The sequence below is a fragment of the Pseudomonas arsenicoxydans genome (assembly GCF_006438915.1).
GTDB lineage: Bacteria > Pseudomonadota > Gammaproteobacteria > Pseudomonadales > Pseudomonadaceae > Aquipseudomonas > Aquipseudomonas arsenicoxydans_A.
Map to the genome: position 1 here is coordinate 41,444 of NZ_RCZE01000017.1, position 18,561 is coordinate 60,004.

Here is an 18,561-nt window from a genome sequence, read left to right on the forward strand (position 1 = left end):
AAAAAACGCGGCAGAGATGCCGCGTTTTTTATGCCTGAAGAAAAGTCGGTACTAAGTATCGAATAAACCCTGGAGCGCAGGTGTTCTTTAGTTGGGCTTCAACTTTTCTCGTGCATTGGTCTTTAATCTTTCCTTAACACGCCTATTTCAAGCTCTTGATCGTATTTCTCGATATTTCAAAGCGAAATTTTCCGCTTTAATTCGATAGATAACTCGATAGTCTTGGGCCAGCACTTACAGGGACTCGGCAATGCAACTACGAAACTCTACCTCTCGCTACGGCTGGGTCAGCATCTTCATGCACTGGGGCGTAGCGCTGGCAGTGTTCGGTTTATTCGGTCTGGGTCTGTGGATGGTCGGTCTCGGCTACTACGACCCTTGGCGCAAGGCAGGACCGGATCTGCACAAGAGCATCGGTCTGATCCTGCTGGCTGTCATGGTGTTACGCGTGTTGTGGCGCTTTATCAGCCCACCGCCGCCAACGCTGACCAGCTACAGCCGCATGACGCGCCTTGGCGCCAAGTTCGGGCATGCTTTTCTGTATCTCTGTTTGTTCGCTGTGATGATTGCCGGTTACCTGATTTCCACCGCAGAGGGTGTCGGGATTCCGGTGTTTGACTGGTTTGAAGTGCCTGCACTGGTTTCCGGGCTACCGGACCAGGCAGATAACGCAGGTGCGATTCATCTCTACCTGGCGTGGGCATTGGTAATTTTTTCCGGTCTCCATGCGTTGGCAGCATTGAAGCACCACTTTATCGACCGTGATGTGACCCTGAAACGAATGCTGGGTCGCAAAGCCTGACGTTCAACTTAGCCCCTCAAGGAATACAAGACATGTTGAAAAAGACTCTCGCCGCTCTGGCAATCGGTTCCGCCCTGTTGTCCGCCAATGTAATGGCCGCTGACTACGTCGTCGACAAAACGGGCCAGCACGCCTTCGTCGACTTCAAGATCAGCCACCTGGGTTACAGCTACATCACCGGTACTTTCAAGGACATCGACGGCAAGTTCAGCTTTGATGCGGCCAAGCCAGAAGACAGCAAGATCGAGTTCAACGTGAACACGGCGAGCGTTTTCACCAACAACGCTGAGCGTGACAAGCACATCTCCAGCAAAGACTTCCTGAAAGTAGCTGATTTCCCTAAAGCCACATTCGTGTCCACCAGCGTTAAAACCACCGGTAAAAACGCTGACGGTAAAGTCACTGCCGACGTGGCTGGCGACCTGACCATTGTCGGTGTCACCAAGCCAGTCGTGGTCAAGGCCACGTTCCTGGGTGAAGGCAAGGATCCATGGGGCGGCTACCGTGCCGGCTTCGAAGGCACCACCAGCATCAAGCGTTCTGATTTCGGCAAGATGATGGACCTGGGTCCACAGTCCGACGCGGTTGATCTGTACATCACCTTTGAAGGTGTGAAAGCGAAGTAATTTTCGCCGCAGACACAAGAACGCCCCCGACCTCATGGTCGGGGGCGTTTTTTATTGCCCACCAAAAATGCACAGGCGCTACACGTCTAATGTGGGAGCGGGCTTGCTCGCGAAGGCGCCAGGTCAGTCGACATCAATGTTGAATGATCCACCGCTTTCGCGAGCAAGCCCGCTCCCACATTTGATCTTTGGTGAGATCGGTAATTGTGCGTGGTCCAGAAAAAATGCCCCGGATCGTGAGATCCGGGGCATTTTTCATGGCGGCGAAAACTTAGCGGTTGCGGGTCAGCAACGCTGGTTTTTCGCCGCGTGGACGGCCTGGCAGTTGATCAAGTTGCTCGGGAGTCGGGAACCGATCGGTTTTCGACTCTTTATGGATGATCTTTGGTGCCGGGCCACGCGGGTTCTGCACGGCCGGTTCCGAGCGCGGTTGCTCGTCACGGGCCGGACGGCGGTTGCGGGACTCTTCGCGACGGGCCTGACCGTCACGTGGCGCACCGTTGCGTGGGCCGCTGCGCTTGGCCGGTGGCGTGCCGGTGGTGGCGCCGTCGCTGCTGCGCGGACCGCTTTGGCGACCCTGAGGCTTGCCGCCGGTGCGTGGAGCACCTGCGCCAGCCGTCGTGCCTTGTGCCGGAGCACCCGGACGGCGACCACGGCCCTGAGCCGGTTTGGCTTGAGGGACGTAATCAACGCGGTTACCGAAGTTATCCACGTCGTCGTCCAGGAACTCGTCCGGCGCACGGTCAGCAGCGGCAGCGCGTGGCGCTGGACGTTGTTGTTCACGTGCCGGGGTGCCTTCGCGTGGCTTGTGTTCACGGGCCGGGCGATCGCCACGGCCAGTGGCAGCCGGTTTTTCCTTGCCGCCCTTGTCCTTGCCTTTGTCCTTGCGACCGCCGCCACCACCGGTGCCGTTCGGGCCGTCGCCGCGTGGGCCACGTGGGTTGCGCGGGTTACGCACATCCGGACGCTCGCGAACTTCAGGCTTCTCGGCTTCTACAGCGCTGGAGTCGAAGCCCATCAGGTTGCCATCGGCAATCTTCTGCTTGGTCATGCGTTCGATGCTTTTCAGCAGCTTCTCTTCGTCCGGAGCGACCAGCGAGATCGCCTCGCCCGAACGACCGGCACGGCCAGTACGGCCGATACGGTGCACGTAGTCTTCGTCGACGTTCGGCAGTTCGAAGTTGACCACGTGTGGCAACTGGTCAATGTCCAGGCCGCGAGCGGCGATGTCGGTGGCGACCAGGATGCGCACTTCACCGGCCTTGAAGTCGGCCAGGGCTTTGGTGCGAGCGTTCTGGCTCTTGTTACCGTGGATCGCGACGGCGCTGAGGCCGTGTTTGTCCAGGTACTCGGCCAGGCGGTTGGCGCCGTGCTTGGTGCGGGTGAACACCAGCACCTGTTCCCAGGCGCCTGCGGTGATCAGGTGGGCCAGCAGCGAACGCTTGTGGTTGGCTGGCAGGCGGAATACGCGCTGTTCGATACGCTCGACCGTGGTGTTGGGCGGCGTGACTTCGATGCGTTCCGGGTTGTGCAGCAGCTTGCCGGCGAGGTCGGTGATGTCCTTGGAGAACGTCGCCGAGAACAGCAGGTTCTGCCGTTTGGCCGGAAGGCGGGCCAGGACCTTCTTCACGTCATGGACAAAGCCCATGTCGAGCATGCGGTCGGCTTCGTCCAGCACGAGGATTTCCACGTGGGACAAATCGACGCTGCCTTGGCCGGCGAGGTCGAGCAGGCGGCCAGGGCAGGCCACCAGCACGTCAACACCACGGGACATGGCCTGAACCTGCGGGTTCATGCCGACGCCGCCGAAGATGCAGGCGCTGACGAACTTCAGGTCACGGGCATAGACCTTGAAGCTCTCGTGGACTTGAGCCGCGAGTTCGCGAGTAGGGGTCAGGACCAGGACGCGCGGTTGGCGCGGGCCGTGACGCTGGGATTTGTCCGGGTGACCGTTAGGGAACAACCGTTCCAGGATCGGAAGGGCGAAGCCACCGGTTTTACCAGTACCTGTCTGAGCCGCAACCATCAGGTCGCGACCTTGCAACACGGCGGGAATGGCCCGCTGTTGCACCGGAGTAGGCTCGGTATAGCCCGCTGCCTCGATGGCGCGGACTAAAGCCTCGGAGAGACCGAGGGAAGCAAAGGACATGAGTAATCCTGTTTTAGTTAGGGCTTGGCCCAATGGGAGTCTTGCCTGGCGCGAATGGCGTTTAAGAGGAACGCAATCCCGTCCGGTCCTGCTGGGCCTTGAAAGCTCGTCTGGAGCGCTCGCGCGGGCTGAAGAGCTGCGCTGTAGCGGGGTCGAGATGCCTTGAACAAGTCCGAGCGTCCGGGCGTGAGCCTGGCGGGAAGGCCGGAGTATAACAGAGCAATCACTGCGCGCCGCTTTCCTGCTGCTCAACGGTTTTTACGGTGGCGGTGGTGGCGGTGGCGGCTTTCGCATCGGCACTCACATCGGCACTTGGACCGGCACCGTAACGGGCGCTCAACTCCGCGTAGGCGGGCTCGCGCTTGAAACGCTTGAGTTCGGCACCAAAACGCTGCACCAGCAGGTCCATGCCGGCATTTTTGCGTACCGCCAGAAACTGACTCTGATGGCTGATTACGGTCGGGTTCTCAGTGATCCTGCCGCGGATGCCCAATTCATCGAGCAGGTGCTGGCCGACCCGGCGATCCGTGATCAACAGGTCGATTCGCCCGCGTAACAGTTTGCCGAAGTTGGCCTCATGGGTTGGCGCCGGTTCACGAGTGAACAGGGTTGAGTCGCTGAAATCCTTGCTATAGAGATAGCCCGGCGAGGTGCCGATGGTCAGGCCTTTCAGGTCGTCGAGGGTGCGAAACGGATGCGGTTTGTCATTGGCGTAGAACATCACGAATTCGACTTCCGAAAGCGGCTCCACGGGATAGAGCAGGGTCGCGTCACGTTCATCGCTGTGGAAAATGTCCAGCGCGCCGTCCGCCTGGCCGGTTTCGAGCATCGACAGGCAGCGTTTCCACGGCAGGAATTGCCAATCCACTTCGATCCCCAGGCGTTTGAAGACGATGGCCGTGGTTTCGTAATCCAGTCCCAGGGCTTTGCCGTCTTCCTCGTAGACGTAAGGCGCCCACGGTTCGGTGACAATGCGCAGCTTCTCGCCCCGGGCGGCGAAGCTCAGGCAAGTAAAAAGCAACACTGTCAAAAATTGCGAAATCAGGGGCATGGCTTGAGATTACGACGAGAACTCATAAAGAGCCAGAAACTGGATCCAGATGCTCTGGCACAAGGCATATTCCATAAAAAAGGCCCTGGATTTCGCCAGAGCCTTTTCGGGGTTTTGCACTGTTTCAGCGCGGCAACTTCAGGTTATTCCACACTGCCAGGCTCGCTTCAGCCTGATTCAGTGTGTAGAAGTGCAGGCCCGGTGCACCACCTTGCAGCAGGCGTTCACACATTTCGGTGATGACTTGCTCACCAAAGCTTTGAATGCTTTGGGTGTCGTCGCCGTAGGCTTCCAGCTGTTTACGGATCCAGCGCGGGATTTCCGCGCCGCAGGCGTCAGAGAAGCGCGCCAGTTTGCTGTAGTTGGTGATCGGCATGATCCCCGGCACGATCGGGATGGTCACGCCCGCCGCCCGTACACGCTCGACGAAGTAGAAGTAGCTGTCGGCGTTGAAGAAGTACTGGGTGATCGCGCTGTCGGCGCCAGCGTTGGCCTTGCGCACGAAGTTGGCGATATCGTCTTCGAAGTTGCGCGCTTGCGGGTGCATTTCCGGGTAAGCGGCGACTTCGATGTGGAAATGATTGCCGGTCTCTTCACGAATGAATTCGACCAGGTCATTGGCGTGGCGCATTTCGCCGCTGGCCATGCCCATGCCCGAAGGCAGGTCACCGCGCAAGGCAACGATACGTTTGATGCCGGCGGCCTTGTACTGGGCCAGCAGGCCGCGCAAGTCGTCCTTGCTGTCGCCTACGCAAGACAGATGCGGGGCGGCAGGGACTTTGACTTCGCTTTCGAGTTGCAACACGGTGTTGAGCGTTCGATCACGGGTCGAACCGCCAGCGCCATAGGTGCAGGAGAAGAAATCGGGGTTGTACGTGGCCAGCTGACGGGCAGTGGCGAGCAGCTTTTCATGCCCAGCGTCGGTCTTCGTAGGGAAGAACTCGAAGCTGTAGCGACGGTCTTGGGACATGGGAATACCCTTGAAAACGCGTAAGCCTTTGAGGCGTGCACATCCCATGTGGGAGCGGGCTTGCTCGCGAAAGCGGTGGGTCAGTCAGCATTAATGTCGAATGATAAACCGCCTTCGCGAGCAAGCCCGCTCCCACAGGGAGAGCAGGCAGCAGTTCCAATCAGTAGCGGTAAGCGTGCGGCTTGAACGGACCTTCGACGGTCACGCCGATGTAGTCGGCCTGGGTCTTGGTCAGTTGAGTCACAACGCCGCCGAAACCGCGGACCATTTCCAGGGCCACTTCTTCGTCGAGTTTCTTCGGCAGTACTTCAACGGTCAGGCGCTCGGCTTTCTGGGCTGGCGACAGGTCGGCGTACTTCTGGCCGAACAGGAAGATCTGTGCCAGAACCTGGTTGGCGAACGAACCGTCCATGATGCGGCTTGGGTGACCGGTAGCGTTACCCAGGTTAACCAGACGGCCTTCGGCCAGCAGAATCAGGTAGTCATCGTTCTGAGCGTCGAAAGCGCCCGGGCCGGTGCGGTGGATTTTGTGAACCTGTGGCTTCACTTCTTCCCACGCCCAGTTTTTGCGCATGAAAGCGGTGTCGATTTCGTTGTCGAAGTGACCGATGTTGCAGACAACAGCGCGCTTCTTCAGGGCTTTGAGCATGTTCGAGTCGCAAACATTGACGTTACCGGTGGTGGTCACGATCAGGTCGATCTTGCCCAGCAGCGCTTTGTCGATGCTTGCTTCGGTGCCGTCGTTGATGCCGTCGATGAACGGCGAAACCAGCTCGTAGCCGTCCATGCAGGCTTGCATGGCGCAGATCGGATCGACTTCGGAAACTTTAACGATCATGCCTTCCTGACGCAGGGACTGGGCGGAGCCCTTGCCCACGTCACCGTAACCGATGACCAGCGCTTGCTTGCCGGACAGCAGGTGGTCGGTACCGCGCTTGATCGCGTCGTTCAGGCTGTGACGGCAGCCGTACTTATTGTCGTTCTTGGACTTGGTTACCGAGTCGTTGACGTTGATGGCCGGGATTTTAAGCTCGCCCTTGGCCAGCATGTCCAGCAGACGGTGAACGCCAGTGGTGGTTTCTTCGGTCACGCCGTGGACGCGGTCCAGAACCTGTGGGTACTTGTCGTGCAGCAGCTGAGTCAGGTCGCCGCCGTCGTCGAGGATCATGTTGGCATCCCAAGGCGCGCCATCTTTCAGGATGGTTTGCTCCAGGCACCACTCGTACTCTTCTTCAGTTTCGCCTTTCCAGGCGAAAACCGGGATGCCGGCAGCAGCGATAGCGGCAGCGGCCTGGTCTTGAGTCGAGAAAATGTTGCAGGACGACCAACGTACTTCGGCACCCAGGGCAACCAGGGTTTCGATCAGCACGGCAGTCTGAATGGTCATGTGGATGCAGCCGAGGATTTTCGCGCCTTTGAGCGGCTGCTCACCGACGTATTTGCGGCGCAGACCCATCAGGGCAGGCATTTCGGATTCGGCGATGATGGTTTCGCGACGGCCCCAGGCAGCCAGGGACATGTCGGCAACTTTGTAATCGTTAAAATCTGCAGGCGTGATAACAGCGCTCATGATGAGCCTCCATTCGTAATGTATGCGAATGGGCGCCGTTGTGCGTTTAGTGTCTGACCGATAACGGTCAAGCAACGCCCCATCCGAGCCTGACAGGTCGAACCTGCTGCAGCGCCCCTCGGACAGGTGGCGGGAAAACGGTAGCAATGGAACGTTACCGTTTTGAAACGGTGGCGATTATAGCCGTGTGAGCGATACTTCCAAAGCGTTTCTATTGGTCAATGTCTGAACGGTAATCGAGACCATAGCCTATGCGTAATAGAGCTCTGGCCCGGGCTCTGCCATGATGCCCCCCATCATTTCGCAAGACGCTCAGGAGTGAATATGAATTTCCACACCCGCAAATGGGTTAAACCTGAAGACCTCAACCCCAACGGCACGCTGTTCGGCGGCAGCCTGTTGCGCTGGATCGACGAAGAAGCGGCGATCTATGCCATCGTTCAACTGGGCAACCAGCGCGTCGTCACCAAGTACATTTCCGAAATCAACTTCGTCAGCGCTTCGCGCCAGGGCGACATCATCGAGCTGGGCATCACCGCGACCGAGTTCGGTCGCACGTCGATCAGCCTGACCTGCGAAGTGCGCAACAAGATCACCCGTAAAAGCATCCTGACGGTAGAGAAGATGGTGTTCGTCAACCTCGGCGAAGACGGCTTGCCGGCACCGCACGGGCGTACCGAGATCAAGTACGTCAAAGACCAGTTTCAGGATGATGTGGCCAGCGAATGACATCGGTGGTGCGCCCTTCGCGAGCAAGCCCGCTCCCACACTTAATCTCGGTCGATCACAAAAGCTGTGCTCACTGAAGATCTCATGTGGGAGCGGGCTTGCTCGCGAAGGCGGCCTAACCGTCAATGATGATTTAGCGGACCACTGAACAGCGCCGAACCACGCGTGTCGTACCTACATGACACGCCACTGGTTCAGGAACGCTATGGACACCCCAAAAGACGGCAAGACCCCGAACCTCTCGGCTGAAGAACGGCACGAAGTCGACAAAAACCAGCCGCCCCGTGCGGCGGTACTGCACGAAATCATCCGCACCCAGGGCGACCAGGAGCTCGAGCGCAGCATCGCTGCGTTGTGGTGGTCGGCGCTGGCCGCCGGCCTGACCATGGGCCTGTCGCTGATGGCCATGGGGTTGCTCAACTCACGGCTGCCGGACGGCGAGCACTTCACGGTGATCGCCAGTTTCGGCTACTGCGCCGGTTTTCTCGCGGTGATCCTCGCCCGTCAGCAACTGTTCACCGAGAACACCCTGACCGCCGTGTTGCCGGTCATGACCAAACCCACACTGAACAACTTCGGCCGATTACTGCGGCTGTGGACGGTGGTGCTGGTGGGCAACCTGTGCGGCACATTGCTGGTGGCTTATGTGATGTTGAACCTGCCGATTTTCGACAGCAAAACCGACCTGGCCTTCCTCGAAATTGGGCGCAAAGTCATGGAAAACCACGCCAGCCAGATGTTCGCCAAGGGCATCGTTTCGGGCTGGATGATCGCCACCATGGTCTGGATGATTCCGTCCATGGAGAGCGCGAAGATGTGGATCATCATCCTCATCACCTACCTCATGGCGCTGGGTGATTTCACCCACATCGTGGTCGGTTCGGCGGAGGTGTCGTACCTGGTATTTGCTGGCGAATTGCCGTGGAAGGATTTTTGGCTGGTGTTCGCCGGGCCGACGCTGGCGGGGAATATCATCGGCGGCAGCTGCATCTTTGCGCTGATCAGCCATGCGCAGATTCGCAGCGAGAGCGGGCCACCGAAGAAGAGTGCGGATCAGGCGCCGGATTCACGCGAGCGCGGAGAAGAGTGAATCGAGTCAACTTCATCGCGAGCAGGCTCACTCCAGGGTGTGGCGCGTTCTCTGTAGGAGTGAGCCTGCTCGCGATAGCGGTGTGCGAAACGATGCAGCTAATCACCCGGACACATTCACCGCAGCCGCACTCCGACGCTGCAGGTAAATAAAGAACAACGCCGTCAGCACCGTCAAACCGCTGACCAGCGCACCGGTCCAGGGCAAGTCCGCGAGGTCGGCGCCACTGGCAACCACCAGCCCCCCGATCCACGCGCCGGCCGCGTTGCCGAGGTTGAACGCGCTCTGATTTAGCGTCGAGCCGAGGTTGGGCGCTTCGTGTGCCTGATCGATGATCAGCAATTGCAGGATCGGGCACAGGGCGAACGCAAAAATCCCCCACAACACCAGCGTGATCGCCGCCGGAATTACCGAATGGCTGGTCTGCGTGAATGCCGCCAGCACCACCAGCACGGCCAGCGCCATGCCTACCAGCGAAGGCAGTAAACGACTGTCCGCCAGTCGGCCGCCGAGCATGCTGCCTGCGGTCAGACCTACACCAAACAACAGCAGCATGATGGTCACGCCATGCGGGCTGACGCCGGTGATGTCTTGCAGGATAGGGGCGATGTAAGTGAACACGCTGAACAGACTGGTCGACGCCAGCACGCTCATGCCCAGCGCCAGCAACACATTGACCTTGCCCAGCACCTTGAGCTCGCTGGCGAGGTTGGCCTTGTCCATGGCGATGTGCTTCGGCAGCCAGAGCCATTGCGCGATGGCGGCAATCACACCAATCACCGAGACCGCCCAGAAGGTCGAGCGCCAGCCGGCGTACTGCCCGAGTGCTGTGCCCAATGGCACGCCCAGCACATTGGCCAGTGTCAGGCCGGTGAACATCATCGCAATGGCTTGCGCCCGTTTGTTCGGCGCGACCAGGCCGGCCGCGACCACCGAGCCGATGCCGAAGAACGCACCGTGGCACAACGCCGTGACCACGCGAGCCGCCATCAGGGTGGCGTAGTTCGGCGCCAGGGCACACAAGACGTTGCCGAGAATGAACATCAGCGTCATCCCCAGCAAAGTCGCCTTGCGCGGCATATTGGCGGTGCCGACCGCAAGGATCGGTGCGCCGAACACCACGCCCAGTGCGTAGCCGGTGATCAGTAGACCGGCGTGCGGGATGCTGACGGCGAGGTCGCGAGCGACGTCGGGCAGCAAGCCCATGATGACGAATTCAGTGGTGCCGATGCCGAACGCGGCAACAGCGAGGGCAAGCAAGGCGAGTGGCATGCGCAAGGTCTCTGTCGGTAGTCTTGACGCTGTGATCAGGCATACGCATGCCGACGGCCGTTCTCGGCGAGAGCGGGCATGGACATAAATTATTGGAATTAGTCTGTGCGCAACTGAGTGCGGCGTGGTCGCTTGCAGTATAAACAGCTGCTGACATATGGCGAATCAAATATCCGGACGCTTCCCGCCGGAAACAAAAACAATTAAGGAGTGGGCCGTGCTTGCAACAGCACTGGTGTTAGTAGCGGCGCTGTTGCATGCAGCGTGGAATACCCTGATCAAATTCAGTGCTGAACGCCTGTTGGTGGTGGCCTGCATGGACAGCGTGGCGATGTTGTTTGTCGCCGTGATGCTGCCGTTTGTGAATGTGCCGCCCCTCGACATCTGGCCGTGGATCCTGGCCTCGGCGGCGTTCGAATTGCTGTATCGCTACCTGCTGATTCAGGCCTATCGGGTCGGTGACCTGGGGCTGGTCTATCCGTTGATGCGCGGGCTGTCGCCGTTGGTGGTGCTCGCCCTCACACTGATCTTCGCCGGGGAAGTGCTGACGAATCAGCAGATCTTCGGCATCCTGCTGATCCCGTTCGGCATGCTGTGCCTGTTGTGGCAGGGCGGGGGCGGCGCACGTTTGCCGTGGTCGATGTTGCCGGTGGTGGTGCTGATTGGTCTGTGCATTGGCTGCTACACGTTCATCGATGGTCAGGCGCTGCGGCGCTGGTCGCACCCGCTGGATTATCTGGTGTGGGTCACGTTGCTGAGTGCCTGGCCATTTCCGCTGCTGGCGCTGGTGCGCAAGCGGCCGGCGTTCAAGCTGTTCTGGCGGGAGCAATGGCGGCTGGGGCTGGCGGTCGGGTTTTGTGTGTTGTTCAGCTACGCTTTGGTGCTGTGGGCGATGCAGCTGGGCTCGATTGCCGAAGCGGCAGCGTTGCGTGAGATCAGCGTGATCCTGGTGGTGCTGTTCGGCATGCGCTACCTGAAAGAACCTTTCGGCCGACCACGGCTCTTAGCCTGTGGGCTGGTGCTGATCGGCATCCTGGTGATGAAGTTTTAATCGATACCCGAATTTCCAAACTGAAGAAAGGACTGCTTTATGACGGTTGCGCTGTGGTGCATTTTGATCGCGATTATCCTGCCTTACGTCTGCACTGGCATCGCCAAGGCCAGTGGTCGGTATAACCTGAAAGACAACCATGATCCCCGGGACTTTCTCGAGTCACTCAATGGTTTGGGCAGGCGTGCGCACGCGGCGCAACTGAACAGTTTTGAAGTGACCCCGGCGTTCGCGGCAGCGGTGATCGTGGCGCACCTGGCCGGCAATGCCGAGTTGGTGACGATCAATGTGCTGTCGGTGTTGTTCATCACCAGCCGGTTGCTGTACATCATTTGCTACCTGGCGGACTGGGCGATTTTGCGGTCGTTGGTGTGGTTTGTGGGGATGGGGTTGATTGTGAGTTTTTTTGTGGTGTCGGTCGGATAGAGCTTCGTTGGTTTTACCGGCCCCTTCGCGAGCAAGCCCGCTCCCACACTGGATCTCGGTTGTACACAAATGCTGTGTTCACTGAGGTCAAATGTGGGAGCAGGCTTGCTCGCGAAAGCTATCTGTCAGTCGCTGCAGAGGTCAGGGAGTCGTCTTCGCCGCGTCAGCCACTTGAGGCACTTGCGGCAAGGCGGCACCTTTAGGCCACAACATCCAGATCTGTCCTTGCTGCTTCATGTCCCCGGCCAATTGCCCGGCAGCCTCGCCGGTGCCCCAGAACAGGTCCGCCCGAACTTCGCCGGCAATCGCGCCGCCGGTGTCTTGAGCCGCCACCGGGCGAACCAATGCAGTGCCGTCCGGTTTGGTGGTCGATAACCACAACAGACTGCCGAGCGGAATCACTTTGCGATCCACAGCCGCGCTATATCCAGCGGTCAACGGTACGTTCAACGAGCCACGCGGTCCTTCGTTGCTGTCCGGGTTACGGGTGAAAAATACATAGCTGGGGTTGCTGCCGAGCAGTTCGGGAATACGCGTCGGGTTGGCCTTGGCCCAGGTGCTGATCGCGCCCATGGTCACGTCTTCTTTCTTCAGCTCGCCTTGCTCCACCAGCCAGCGACCGATGGGGCGATACGGATGGCCGTTCTGGTCGGCGTAAGCGATGCGCAGCTGGCGCCCGTCATCGAGCTGAATACGCCCCGAGCCCTGGATTTGCAGGAATTGCAGGTTCATCGGATCCGTCAGCCAGGCCACCACCGGGGCCTTGACCCCTTTGGTCTCAATGGTTGCCGCATCGTCGTAAGGCTTGAGCACTCGCCCTTCCAGTCGACCGCGCAGGCGCTTGCCCTTGAGTTCCGGATAGAGGCTGTCCAGCGAGACAATGATCATGTCGTCGGGCACGCCGTACACCGGGATGTTCGCCGCTGCTGATTGCGTCAGGCTGCCGGGGTAGACCGGTTCGTAGTAGCCAGTGATCAAGCCGTTGGGATTGTCATTGGCGGCGCGCAGGCCGTAGACGTCCAGATTCTGTTTGAGGAACTCGCGAATATCGGTGGCGGTTTGCGGCACGTTGGCGGAAGCGGTGCAGGTCGAACCCCAGACCGGGTCGGCCTTGAGTCGGTTGCACGCGCTGCGCCACGAACCGAAGCCGGCGACCAGATCGCTGTCGGACACGGCCGGCAATGCTTCCCAAGTGGCACTGGAGTAGGTGGCGAGTGCGTGGGTTTTTGGTTTGTTGTTATCGCCGCCGGTGCAGCCGGCGAGGACGGCCACCATTGGAAGAGTCCACGCGAGGTGGTGACGCCATGCCTTGAAACGGCTGTTCATGGAGTAATTCCTTTGCCGGTCGCCTGAGCGCTCCATGCGCTCAAACAACCCGTATTGATAATAGGGCTATTGGTCTTTGTCGATGACGCGAGGATACTGGCCGCCGTTTCCCGTGACCTGAAGCCACCATGACTCTTAAAAGACTTTCTGTTGTATTGCTGGCCTGCCTGACGTTGTCCGCTTGCGGCGGCGTCGATCCGAATTCGCCGCTGGGTCAACGTAAGGCGATCTTCAAGCAGATGCTCAAGACCGGCGAAGACCTGGGTGGCATGCTGCGTGGCCGCATTCCGTTTGACGGTCAGAAATTCGCCGACGGCGCCGTGAAACTCGATGCGCTGTCCCATGAACCGTGGAAACATTTTCCACAGGTGCGCGAAGAAGATCACACCAGTGCCAAGGACAATGTCTGGCAACAGCAGGCACGTTTTCAGGAAATGTCCCGCAACCTTGAAGCGGCCACCGGTGAATTGGTGATCGCCAGTCAGGTTCAGCCGTACAAGGCCAGCAACCTGGGGCCGGCGGTGCAGAAAGTCGAAGATGCCTGCAGTGCGTGCCATAAACAGTTTCGGGATCATTGATTGAGTGGACCTGCTGCCCAACTGTGGCGAGGGAGCTTGCTCCCGTTGGGCTGCGAAGCAGCCCCAAATGCGGTTATTCAGGCAGACCGCATTAGCCGGGTTTACGACGGCTGCGCCGCCGAGCGGGAGCAAGCTCCCTCGCCACAGGTATACCGCTGATTCAGTGATGGCTTACTTATCCAGTTCGTCGAGCGCGTCCTGCAATTCCTTGCGGGACTCGGCGAGTTTGTCTTTGCGCTTGTTGATTTTGTCGGGATCGCCGCTCTTCATGGCTTTGTCGAGATCGGCCTGGCGCTTGCTGACGTCATGCTTGGCGTCGAGGACTTTGTTTTCCCGTTCTTTCTTCAGCGAGGCGTCGGTGCAATGCGCCGTGACTTCGCTCAAGGCGGTTTCCAGGCCTGCTTGCTGATCGGCGTTGCCGTGTGACTTGGCCAGTTCGATCTGGTTGATGATGCCCTGTTTCTTGGCGGCGCAGCCGGTCAGTTCCGGTGCTTCTTCAGCCGCCATCAGTGGAGCGGCCAGCACACTGCAAAGGGTCAACAGGGCGAGCGGTGAAAGAAATTTCATAAAAGCTCCATGTGCAAAGGCAAGCGGGTCGGTGTGGCAATGGGCGTTGGAGCGCATCGGCCCTTGGGGGTTCCCGGTTGCCGTGGATTGCCGGTATCTAGAAACCGTCAATCCCGGCAACACGCAATGTTTCACTCAAGGCCAGGACCTGCGGGTCGCGGAAAAACGCGCTCAATTGCGCCGCGCGCCCGGGGCCGATACCGGCTTCAGCCTGCCATTGTTCGGTGTTTCGGTTCACAAGTGCCTGCCATGAATCGGCAAGCTGCGCCTGCCCCGTCGGTGGTAAACCCAAGGCTTTCAGCCAAAGACTGAAGGGGCGCTGTCGAGCACTGTTGAAACTGTTTAAAAGACGAGCACTGCTGCGTTCGCCGAAGCCGTTAATGGTAGCAAGCTCTTGAGCGTCGAAGGTCAACCAATCCAGAAGGCTATTCAGACGGCCTGTTTCTAAAAGTTTCTCCCAGGTGCCGGGGCCGACATGAGGCAAGGCCAGACCCTGCTTGCCGCTGAGCCAGGTTAGTCGTGCGAGGAATTGGCTCTCGCACCCCGGCGTCGGCTGCCAGCAACTCAAAGTATGGAAGTCGGCTGCCAGCGGAATCTTCAGCTCGGGGCGTTCGGTGCTGCGATGCACAACGCTGTCGAGTCTGGGAATGGTCAGTCCGGCCAGGCTGATGGACACCTGATCGCCGGGGCGGATGTCCAGTTTCTCCCAGCGTTGCAGGGAGCTGACGCTTACGCGTTTGACCTGCCGGTCATCGAGCGTCACCGGTTTCAGGTTCAGCACCGGTGTGATTCGTCCGGTACGTCCTACCTTGAAGTCGACTTTTCGGACCTCGGCCAGTACCTGCGCGAAAGGGTATTTCCAGGCGACGGCCCAGTAGGGTGACTTCGCCTGCCAGCGTTCGGCCGAGGGGCGCAGGCTTTGGCGAAGGACGACCCCGTCACTGGCAAACGGCAGCGGCGAGCGATACCAGTGATCGCGCCAGCGTTGGGCGTCGGCCAATGTCTGTATAGGTTGGCTGTAAGGCGCAGCGCTCGGGAAACCCAGCTCATCCAGGGCAGCGATACGTTCGGGCAGATCGGCGGGGCCTTCTGGCCAGTCCCAGGCAAATAGCCTGATGTTGGTGGCGTGTTCAGGGGCGAGCGTTTTGCGGCCCATTAGACCGGCCACGGTGGAACGGGCATTTTGGCTCCCGGCTTTGGCTTGTACGTGGTCGGTCAACTGCCAATAAAGTTCGCCTTGCACCAGCATGTCTACAGGTTGCACAAGTTTTTGGGGGATGCCGGGGATCAGTCGCGCCGAGGCCGTCCAGTCCTGGCCATTGATGCCATCGCCACGGCTGATCGCCTGATGCAGCAAGCCGTTGCGATAAGTCAGCGTCACGGCCACCCCATCGATTTTGGGTTGTATCCAGATGTCCTTGCGATCGCGCAGCCAGTTTTCCACAGCCTGACCATCGCGCAGTTTGTCGAGGCCGGTGTGGGCGATCGGGTGGGCGATCTTGCCGCCGGCAGTGCGCAAGGGTTCGGGGGCGAGACCCAAGTCAAAGCACTTGCGCCATTCGATCAGTTGCGCGCGGGACTGATCGTAGATTTCGTCGGCGACCAGTGAGCGTCCTCCCCTGTGGTAGTGGTCGTCCCAGAGGTCGATCTGTTTTTGCAGCGAGTTGATTTCGTCCAGGGCGCGGGCGGATGGCCAGTCGGGGCAGTCTGTTGCGTTCGAGTTCAGGCTGAACAAGGCCAGGAGGAAAACGGAAAACAGGCGCAGAAGCATCGTGAGCGTCCTTGCTCAAGTGGGGTGTTTGAAGGCTAGTCAAAATTTTCGGGCGGGAAGGGTGGGTGTTTTGCCTGGTGTTTCCGGGTGACAAGGCGGGCCCCTTCGCGAGCAGGCTCGCTCCCACAGGTACGCGGTGCAAAGCAAAACCCAATAAAAAGCCCCGCACGGCGAACCGTGCAGGGCTTTGGGTACCGCCGGGGAAGTCTTACAGGCCAGCAGCCAGACGCAGGTCGTCGGCGCGGTCGGTTTTTTCCCAGGTGAACGTGGTGAAGGTGTCTTCGCCCACGGTCTTGGTGGCCGGGGTGCGACCGAAGTGGCCGTACGCAGCGGTTTCCTGGTACATCGGGTGCAGCAGGTCGAGCATGGTGGTGATTGCGTATGGACGCAGGTCGAACACTTCGCGAACCAGTTTGACGATTTTGTCGTCGCTGATTTTGCCGGTGCCAAAGGTGTTCAACGAGATCGACGTAGGCTCGGCAACACCGATTGCGTAGGAAACCTGAATCTCGCAGCGCTCGGCCAGGCCGGCAGCGACGATGTTCTTGGCCACGTAACGACCGGCGTAGGCGGCCGAACGGTCAACCTTCGATGGATCTTTACCGGAGAACGCGCCGCCGCCGTGACGGGCCATGCCGCCGTAGCTGTCGACGATGATCTTGCGACCGGTCAGGCCGCAGTCGCCAACCGGGCCACCGATGATGAACTGGCCAGTCGGGTTGATGTGGAACTGGGTGTCTTTGGTCAGCAACTCGGCAGGCAGCACGTGCTTGACGATCAGCTCCATCACGCCTTCGCGCAGGTCTTTGTACGACACTTCCGGGTTGTGCTGGGTCGACAGTACAACGGCGTCGATACCAACAACCTTGCCGCCTTCGTAACGGCAAGTCACTTGCGACTTGGCGTCCGGGCGCAGCCAAGGCAGCAGGCCGGATTTACGGGCTTCGGCTTGGCGTTGCACAAGCTGGTGGGAGAAGGTGATCGGTGCTGGCATCAGCACGTCGGTTTCGTTGCTCGCGTAGCCGAACATCAGACCCTGGTCGCCGGCGCCCTGATCTTCAGGCTTGGCACGGTCAACACCCTGGTTGATGTCTGGGGATTGCTTGCCGATGATGTTCATCACACCGCAAGTGGCGCCGTCGAAGCCGACATCGGAGCTGTTGTAGCCGATGTCCAGAATGACGTTACGGACGATTTCTTCCAGATCGACCCAGGCCGACGTGGTCACTTCACCGGCGATGATTGCAACGCCGGTTTTTACCAGAGTCTCGCACGCCACACGGGCGAACTTGTCTTCAGCAATGATGGCGTCCAGCACCGCATCGGAAATCTGGTCGGCGATTTTGTCCGGATGTCCTTCAGACACGGACTCGGAGGTGAAGAGGGAGTATTCGCTCATCTCGATGTTTTCCTGAATTTACCGATGGTGAGTGTCGCCAGCCGGTCGCTGAAAATGGCGGACCTGGATCTGGAAACCATTGCGTAAGCCTACATAGAGGCTTTCCCCGGGAACGAGTCCCGCAGCGGTGGCCCAACGGGCCAAATCGTCCTGTTCAAACCCCAACCAGAGATCACCGCAGGCCTCCCTGGCCCAACTCTGGTTGTGGCTACATAACTCTGTCACGAGCAGGCTACCGCCCGGTTGCAGCAAGTCGGCCATGTGCTTGAGTGCTTCGGCCGGCGCAGCAAAATGGTGCAATACCATGTTCAGTACAACGCAATCGGCCTGAAGGCTTACACCGTTCAATGCATCGGCCAATTGCAGGCTGACGTTAGCCAGCTTTTCACGTTCGCAGACCTGGCGTGCCAGTTCGAGCATCGCCGGGCTGTTGTCCAGCGCGGTGACTTCCGTGAAGCGGCGCGCCAGTTCCGGCAGAAACTCGCCGTCACCGGGGCCGACTTCAATAGCCGTGGCGCCTTTGCCGAAACTCAACTTGTCGAGCAAGGCCACCACGCTTTCGCGGTACTGCGGCAGGCCGGCGATCAGGTCTTGCTGGGCGCGAAATTTCTCCGCAACCCGTGAGAAAAAGTCCTGGCTGGCCGCCGCTCGCTGCCCGTGCACCTGACCGATCCGCGACTGCACATCGGCAGGCAGGGTCAGGTTGTCCACTTCTTCCAGCAGGGCGGCGTGCAGCTTGCCGCCCAGCAGGTCGGTGTGAGGCAGGGCGCGACGGTAGAAAATCGCGTTGCCTTCACGGCGGGTCGCCACCAGGGCGGCCTGGGCCAATACCTTGAGGTGATGACTCATGCCGGATTGGCCGATGCCGAAGATCTGCGCCAGTTCCAGTACGCCGAACGAATCGTTGGCCAGGGCGCGCAATACATTCAGACGCAGAGGGTCGCCGCCGGCCTTGCAGAGGGCCGCCAGCTCGTCGCAATCGTCATGTTGAATGGAAGGCACGCGTAAATTCATAAGGCCAGCAGTCTAGTGACGGGTCGAAATCACTGCAAGAGCAATATCAAAAAGTTTTGATATTGCTCGATAGATGGCACTTCTTGACGTTAGGTTCAGTCAACAATCGGACAGCGGAAAGGTTTCACCCGTCGAAACCGCCGTTATCACATGGAAAAACGCCTCCAGAT

General features: G+C 59.4%; 17 protein-coding genes and 1 riboswitch. Of the genes, 7 read left to right on the plus strand and 10 right to left on the minus strand.

All coding sequences use genetic code 11. From position 1 onward, the window contains the following. Window positions 1-250: 250 nt before the first annotated feature. Window positions 251-802 (plus strand): cytochrome b, encoded by a 552-nt coding sequence (locus EAH78_RS28370; RefSeq protein ID WP_123434698.1) that lies wholly within the window; start codon window positions 251-253, stop codon window positions 800-802. Between the two features lie 32 nt (window positions 803-834). Then, window positions 835-1,428 carry a YceI family protein gene (locus EAH78_RS28375; RefSeq protein ID WP_140671147.1) on the plus strand — a complete coding sequence of 198 codons (594 nt, stop codon included), beginning with the start codon at window positions 835-837 and terminating at the stop codon, window positions 1,426-1,428. Window positions 1,429-1,699: 271 nt separating this feature from the next. Here EAH78_RS28375 and EAH78_RS28380 read toward each other — a convergent pair whose 3' ends face one another. From EAH78_RS28380 to ahcY, 4 genes are all read right to left on the minus strand, one after another. Further along, window positions 1,700-3,577, minus strand: coding sequence for a DEAD/DEAH box helicase (locus tag EAH78_RS28380; protein ID WP_140671149.1), 1,878 nt, complete (start codon window positions 3,575-3,577; stop codon window positions 1,700-1,702). Between the two features lie 223 nt (window positions 3,578-3,800). Further along, a complete protein-coding gene (locus tag EAH78_RS28385) occupies window positions 3,801-4,628 on the minus strand; it encodes a substrate-binding periplasmic protein (RefSeq protein WP_140671151.1) in 828 nt (275 codons plus the stop codon). A 124-nt stretch (window positions 4,629-4,752) separates the two neighbouring features. Beyond that, window positions 4,753-5,598 carry a methylenetetrahydrofolate reductase [NAD(P)H] gene (gene metF / locus EAH78_RS28390; RefSeq protein WP_140671153.1) on the minus strand — a complete coding sequence of 282 codons (846 nt, stop codon included), beginning with the start codon at window positions 5,596-5,598 and terminating at the stop codon, window positions 4,753-4,755. Between the two features lie 160 nt (window positions 5,599-5,758). Further along, a complete protein-coding gene (gene ahcY, locus EAH78_RS28395; protein WP_027926602.1) occupies window positions 5,759-7,168 on the minus strand; it encodes an adenosylhomocysteinase in 1,410 nt (469 codons plus the stop codon). A gap of 23 nt (window positions 7,169-7,191) precedes the next feature. Beyond that, window positions 7,192-7,294, minus strand: a riboswitch (S-adenosyl-L-homocysteine riboswitch). Between the two features lie 198 nt (window positions 7,295-7,492). Here ahcY and EAH78_RS28400 point away from each other — a divergent pair. Next, a complete protein-coding gene (locus tag EAH78_RS28400; RefSeq protein ID WP_123434694.1) occupies window positions 7,493-7,897 on the plus strand; it encodes an acyl-CoA thioesterase in 405 nt (134 codons plus the stop codon). Window positions 7,898-8,102: 205 nt separating this feature from the next. Further along, window positions 8,103-8,987: a formate/nitrite transporter family protein gene (locus EAH78_RS28405; RefSeq protein WP_140671155.1), complete on the plus strand. Its 885-nt coding sequence runs from the start codon at window positions 8,103-8,105 to the stop codon at window positions 8,985-8,987. A 102-nt stretch (window positions 8,988-9,089) separates the two neighbouring features. Here the strand turns inward: EAH78_RS28405 and EAH78_RS28410 are convergent, their stop codons facing one another. Beyond that, window positions 9,090-10,259, minus strand: coding sequence for an MFS transporter (locus EAH78_RS28410; RefSeq protein ID WP_140671157.1), 1,170 nt, complete (start codon window positions 10,257-10,259; stop codon window positions 9,090-9,092). A 217-nt stretch (window positions 10,260-10,476) separates the two neighbouring features. Here EAH78_RS28410 and EAH78_RS28415 point away from each other — a divergent pair, with 217 nt between their 5' ends. Continuing rightward, complete coding sequence (locus EAH78_RS28415) at window positions 10,477-11,310, plus strand: EamA family transporter (RefSeq protein WP_140671159.1); 834 nt, start codon at window positions 10,477-10,479, stop codon at window positions 11,308-11,310. A 39-nt stretch (window positions 11,311-11,349) separates the two neighbouring features. Next, window positions 11,350-11,736, plus strand: a complete 387-nt coding sequence (locus EAH78_RS28420) for an MAPEG family protein (protein WP_140671161.1) — start codon at window positions 11,350-11,352, stop codon at window positions 11,734-11,736. 141 nt (window positions 11,737-11,877) lie between these two features. On the opposite strand, the gene mltA is transcribed toward EAH78_RS28420, so the two are convergent. Then, window positions 11,878-13,062: a murein transglycosylase A gene (gene mltA, locus EAH78_RS28425; protein WP_140671163.1), complete on the minus strand. Its 1,185-nt coding sequence runs from the start codon at window positions 13,060-13,062 to the stop codon at window positions 11,878-11,880. 128 nt (window positions 13,063-13,190) lie between these two features. Between mltA and EAH78_RS28430 the strand changes: the two genes are divergently transcribed. Then, window positions 13,191-13,640, plus strand: coding sequence for a c-type cytochrome (locus EAH78_RS28430; RefSeq protein ID WP_027926609.1), 450 nt, complete (start codon window positions 13,191-13,193; stop codon window positions 13,638-13,640). Window positions 13,641-13,811: 171 nt separating this feature from the next. On the opposite strand, the gene EAH78_RS28435 is transcribed toward EAH78_RS28430, so the two are convergent. The 4 genes from EAH78_RS28435 to EAH78_RS28450 all read right to left on the minus strand — a co-directional run bounded on the left by EAH78_RS28435 (window position 13,812) and on the right by EAH78_RS28450 (window position 18,391). After that, window positions 13,812-14,207: a DUF1090 domain-containing protein gene (locus tag EAH78_RS28435; protein WP_140671164.1), complete on the minus strand. Its 396-nt coding sequence runs from the start codon at window positions 14,205-14,207 to the stop codon at window positions 13,812-13,814. A 97-nt stretch (window positions 14,208-14,304) separates the two neighbouring features. Next, window positions 14,305-15,978: an NAD-dependent DNA ligase LigB gene (ligB, locus tag EAH78_RS28440; RefSeq protein ID WP_140671165.1), complete on the minus strand. Its 1,674-nt coding sequence runs from the start codon at window positions 15,976-15,978 to the stop codon at window positions 14,305-14,307. A 208-nt stretch (window positions 15,979-16,186) separates the two neighbouring features. Beyond that, on the minus strand, window positions 16,187-17,377 hold the full coding sequence (gene metK, locus EAH78_RS28445; protein ID WP_140671167.1) for a methionine adenosyltransferase: 1,191 nt from the start codon (window positions 17,375-17,377) through the stop codon (window positions 16,187-16,189). An 18-nt stretch (window positions 17,378-17,395) separates the two neighbouring features. Further along, entirely contained in the window at window positions 17,396-18,391 is a 996-nt protein-coding gene (locus EAH78_RS28450; RefSeq protein WP_140671170.1) for an ArsR/SmtB family transcription factor, read from the minus strand. Between the last annotated feature and the right edge of the window lie 170 nt (window positions 18,392-18,561).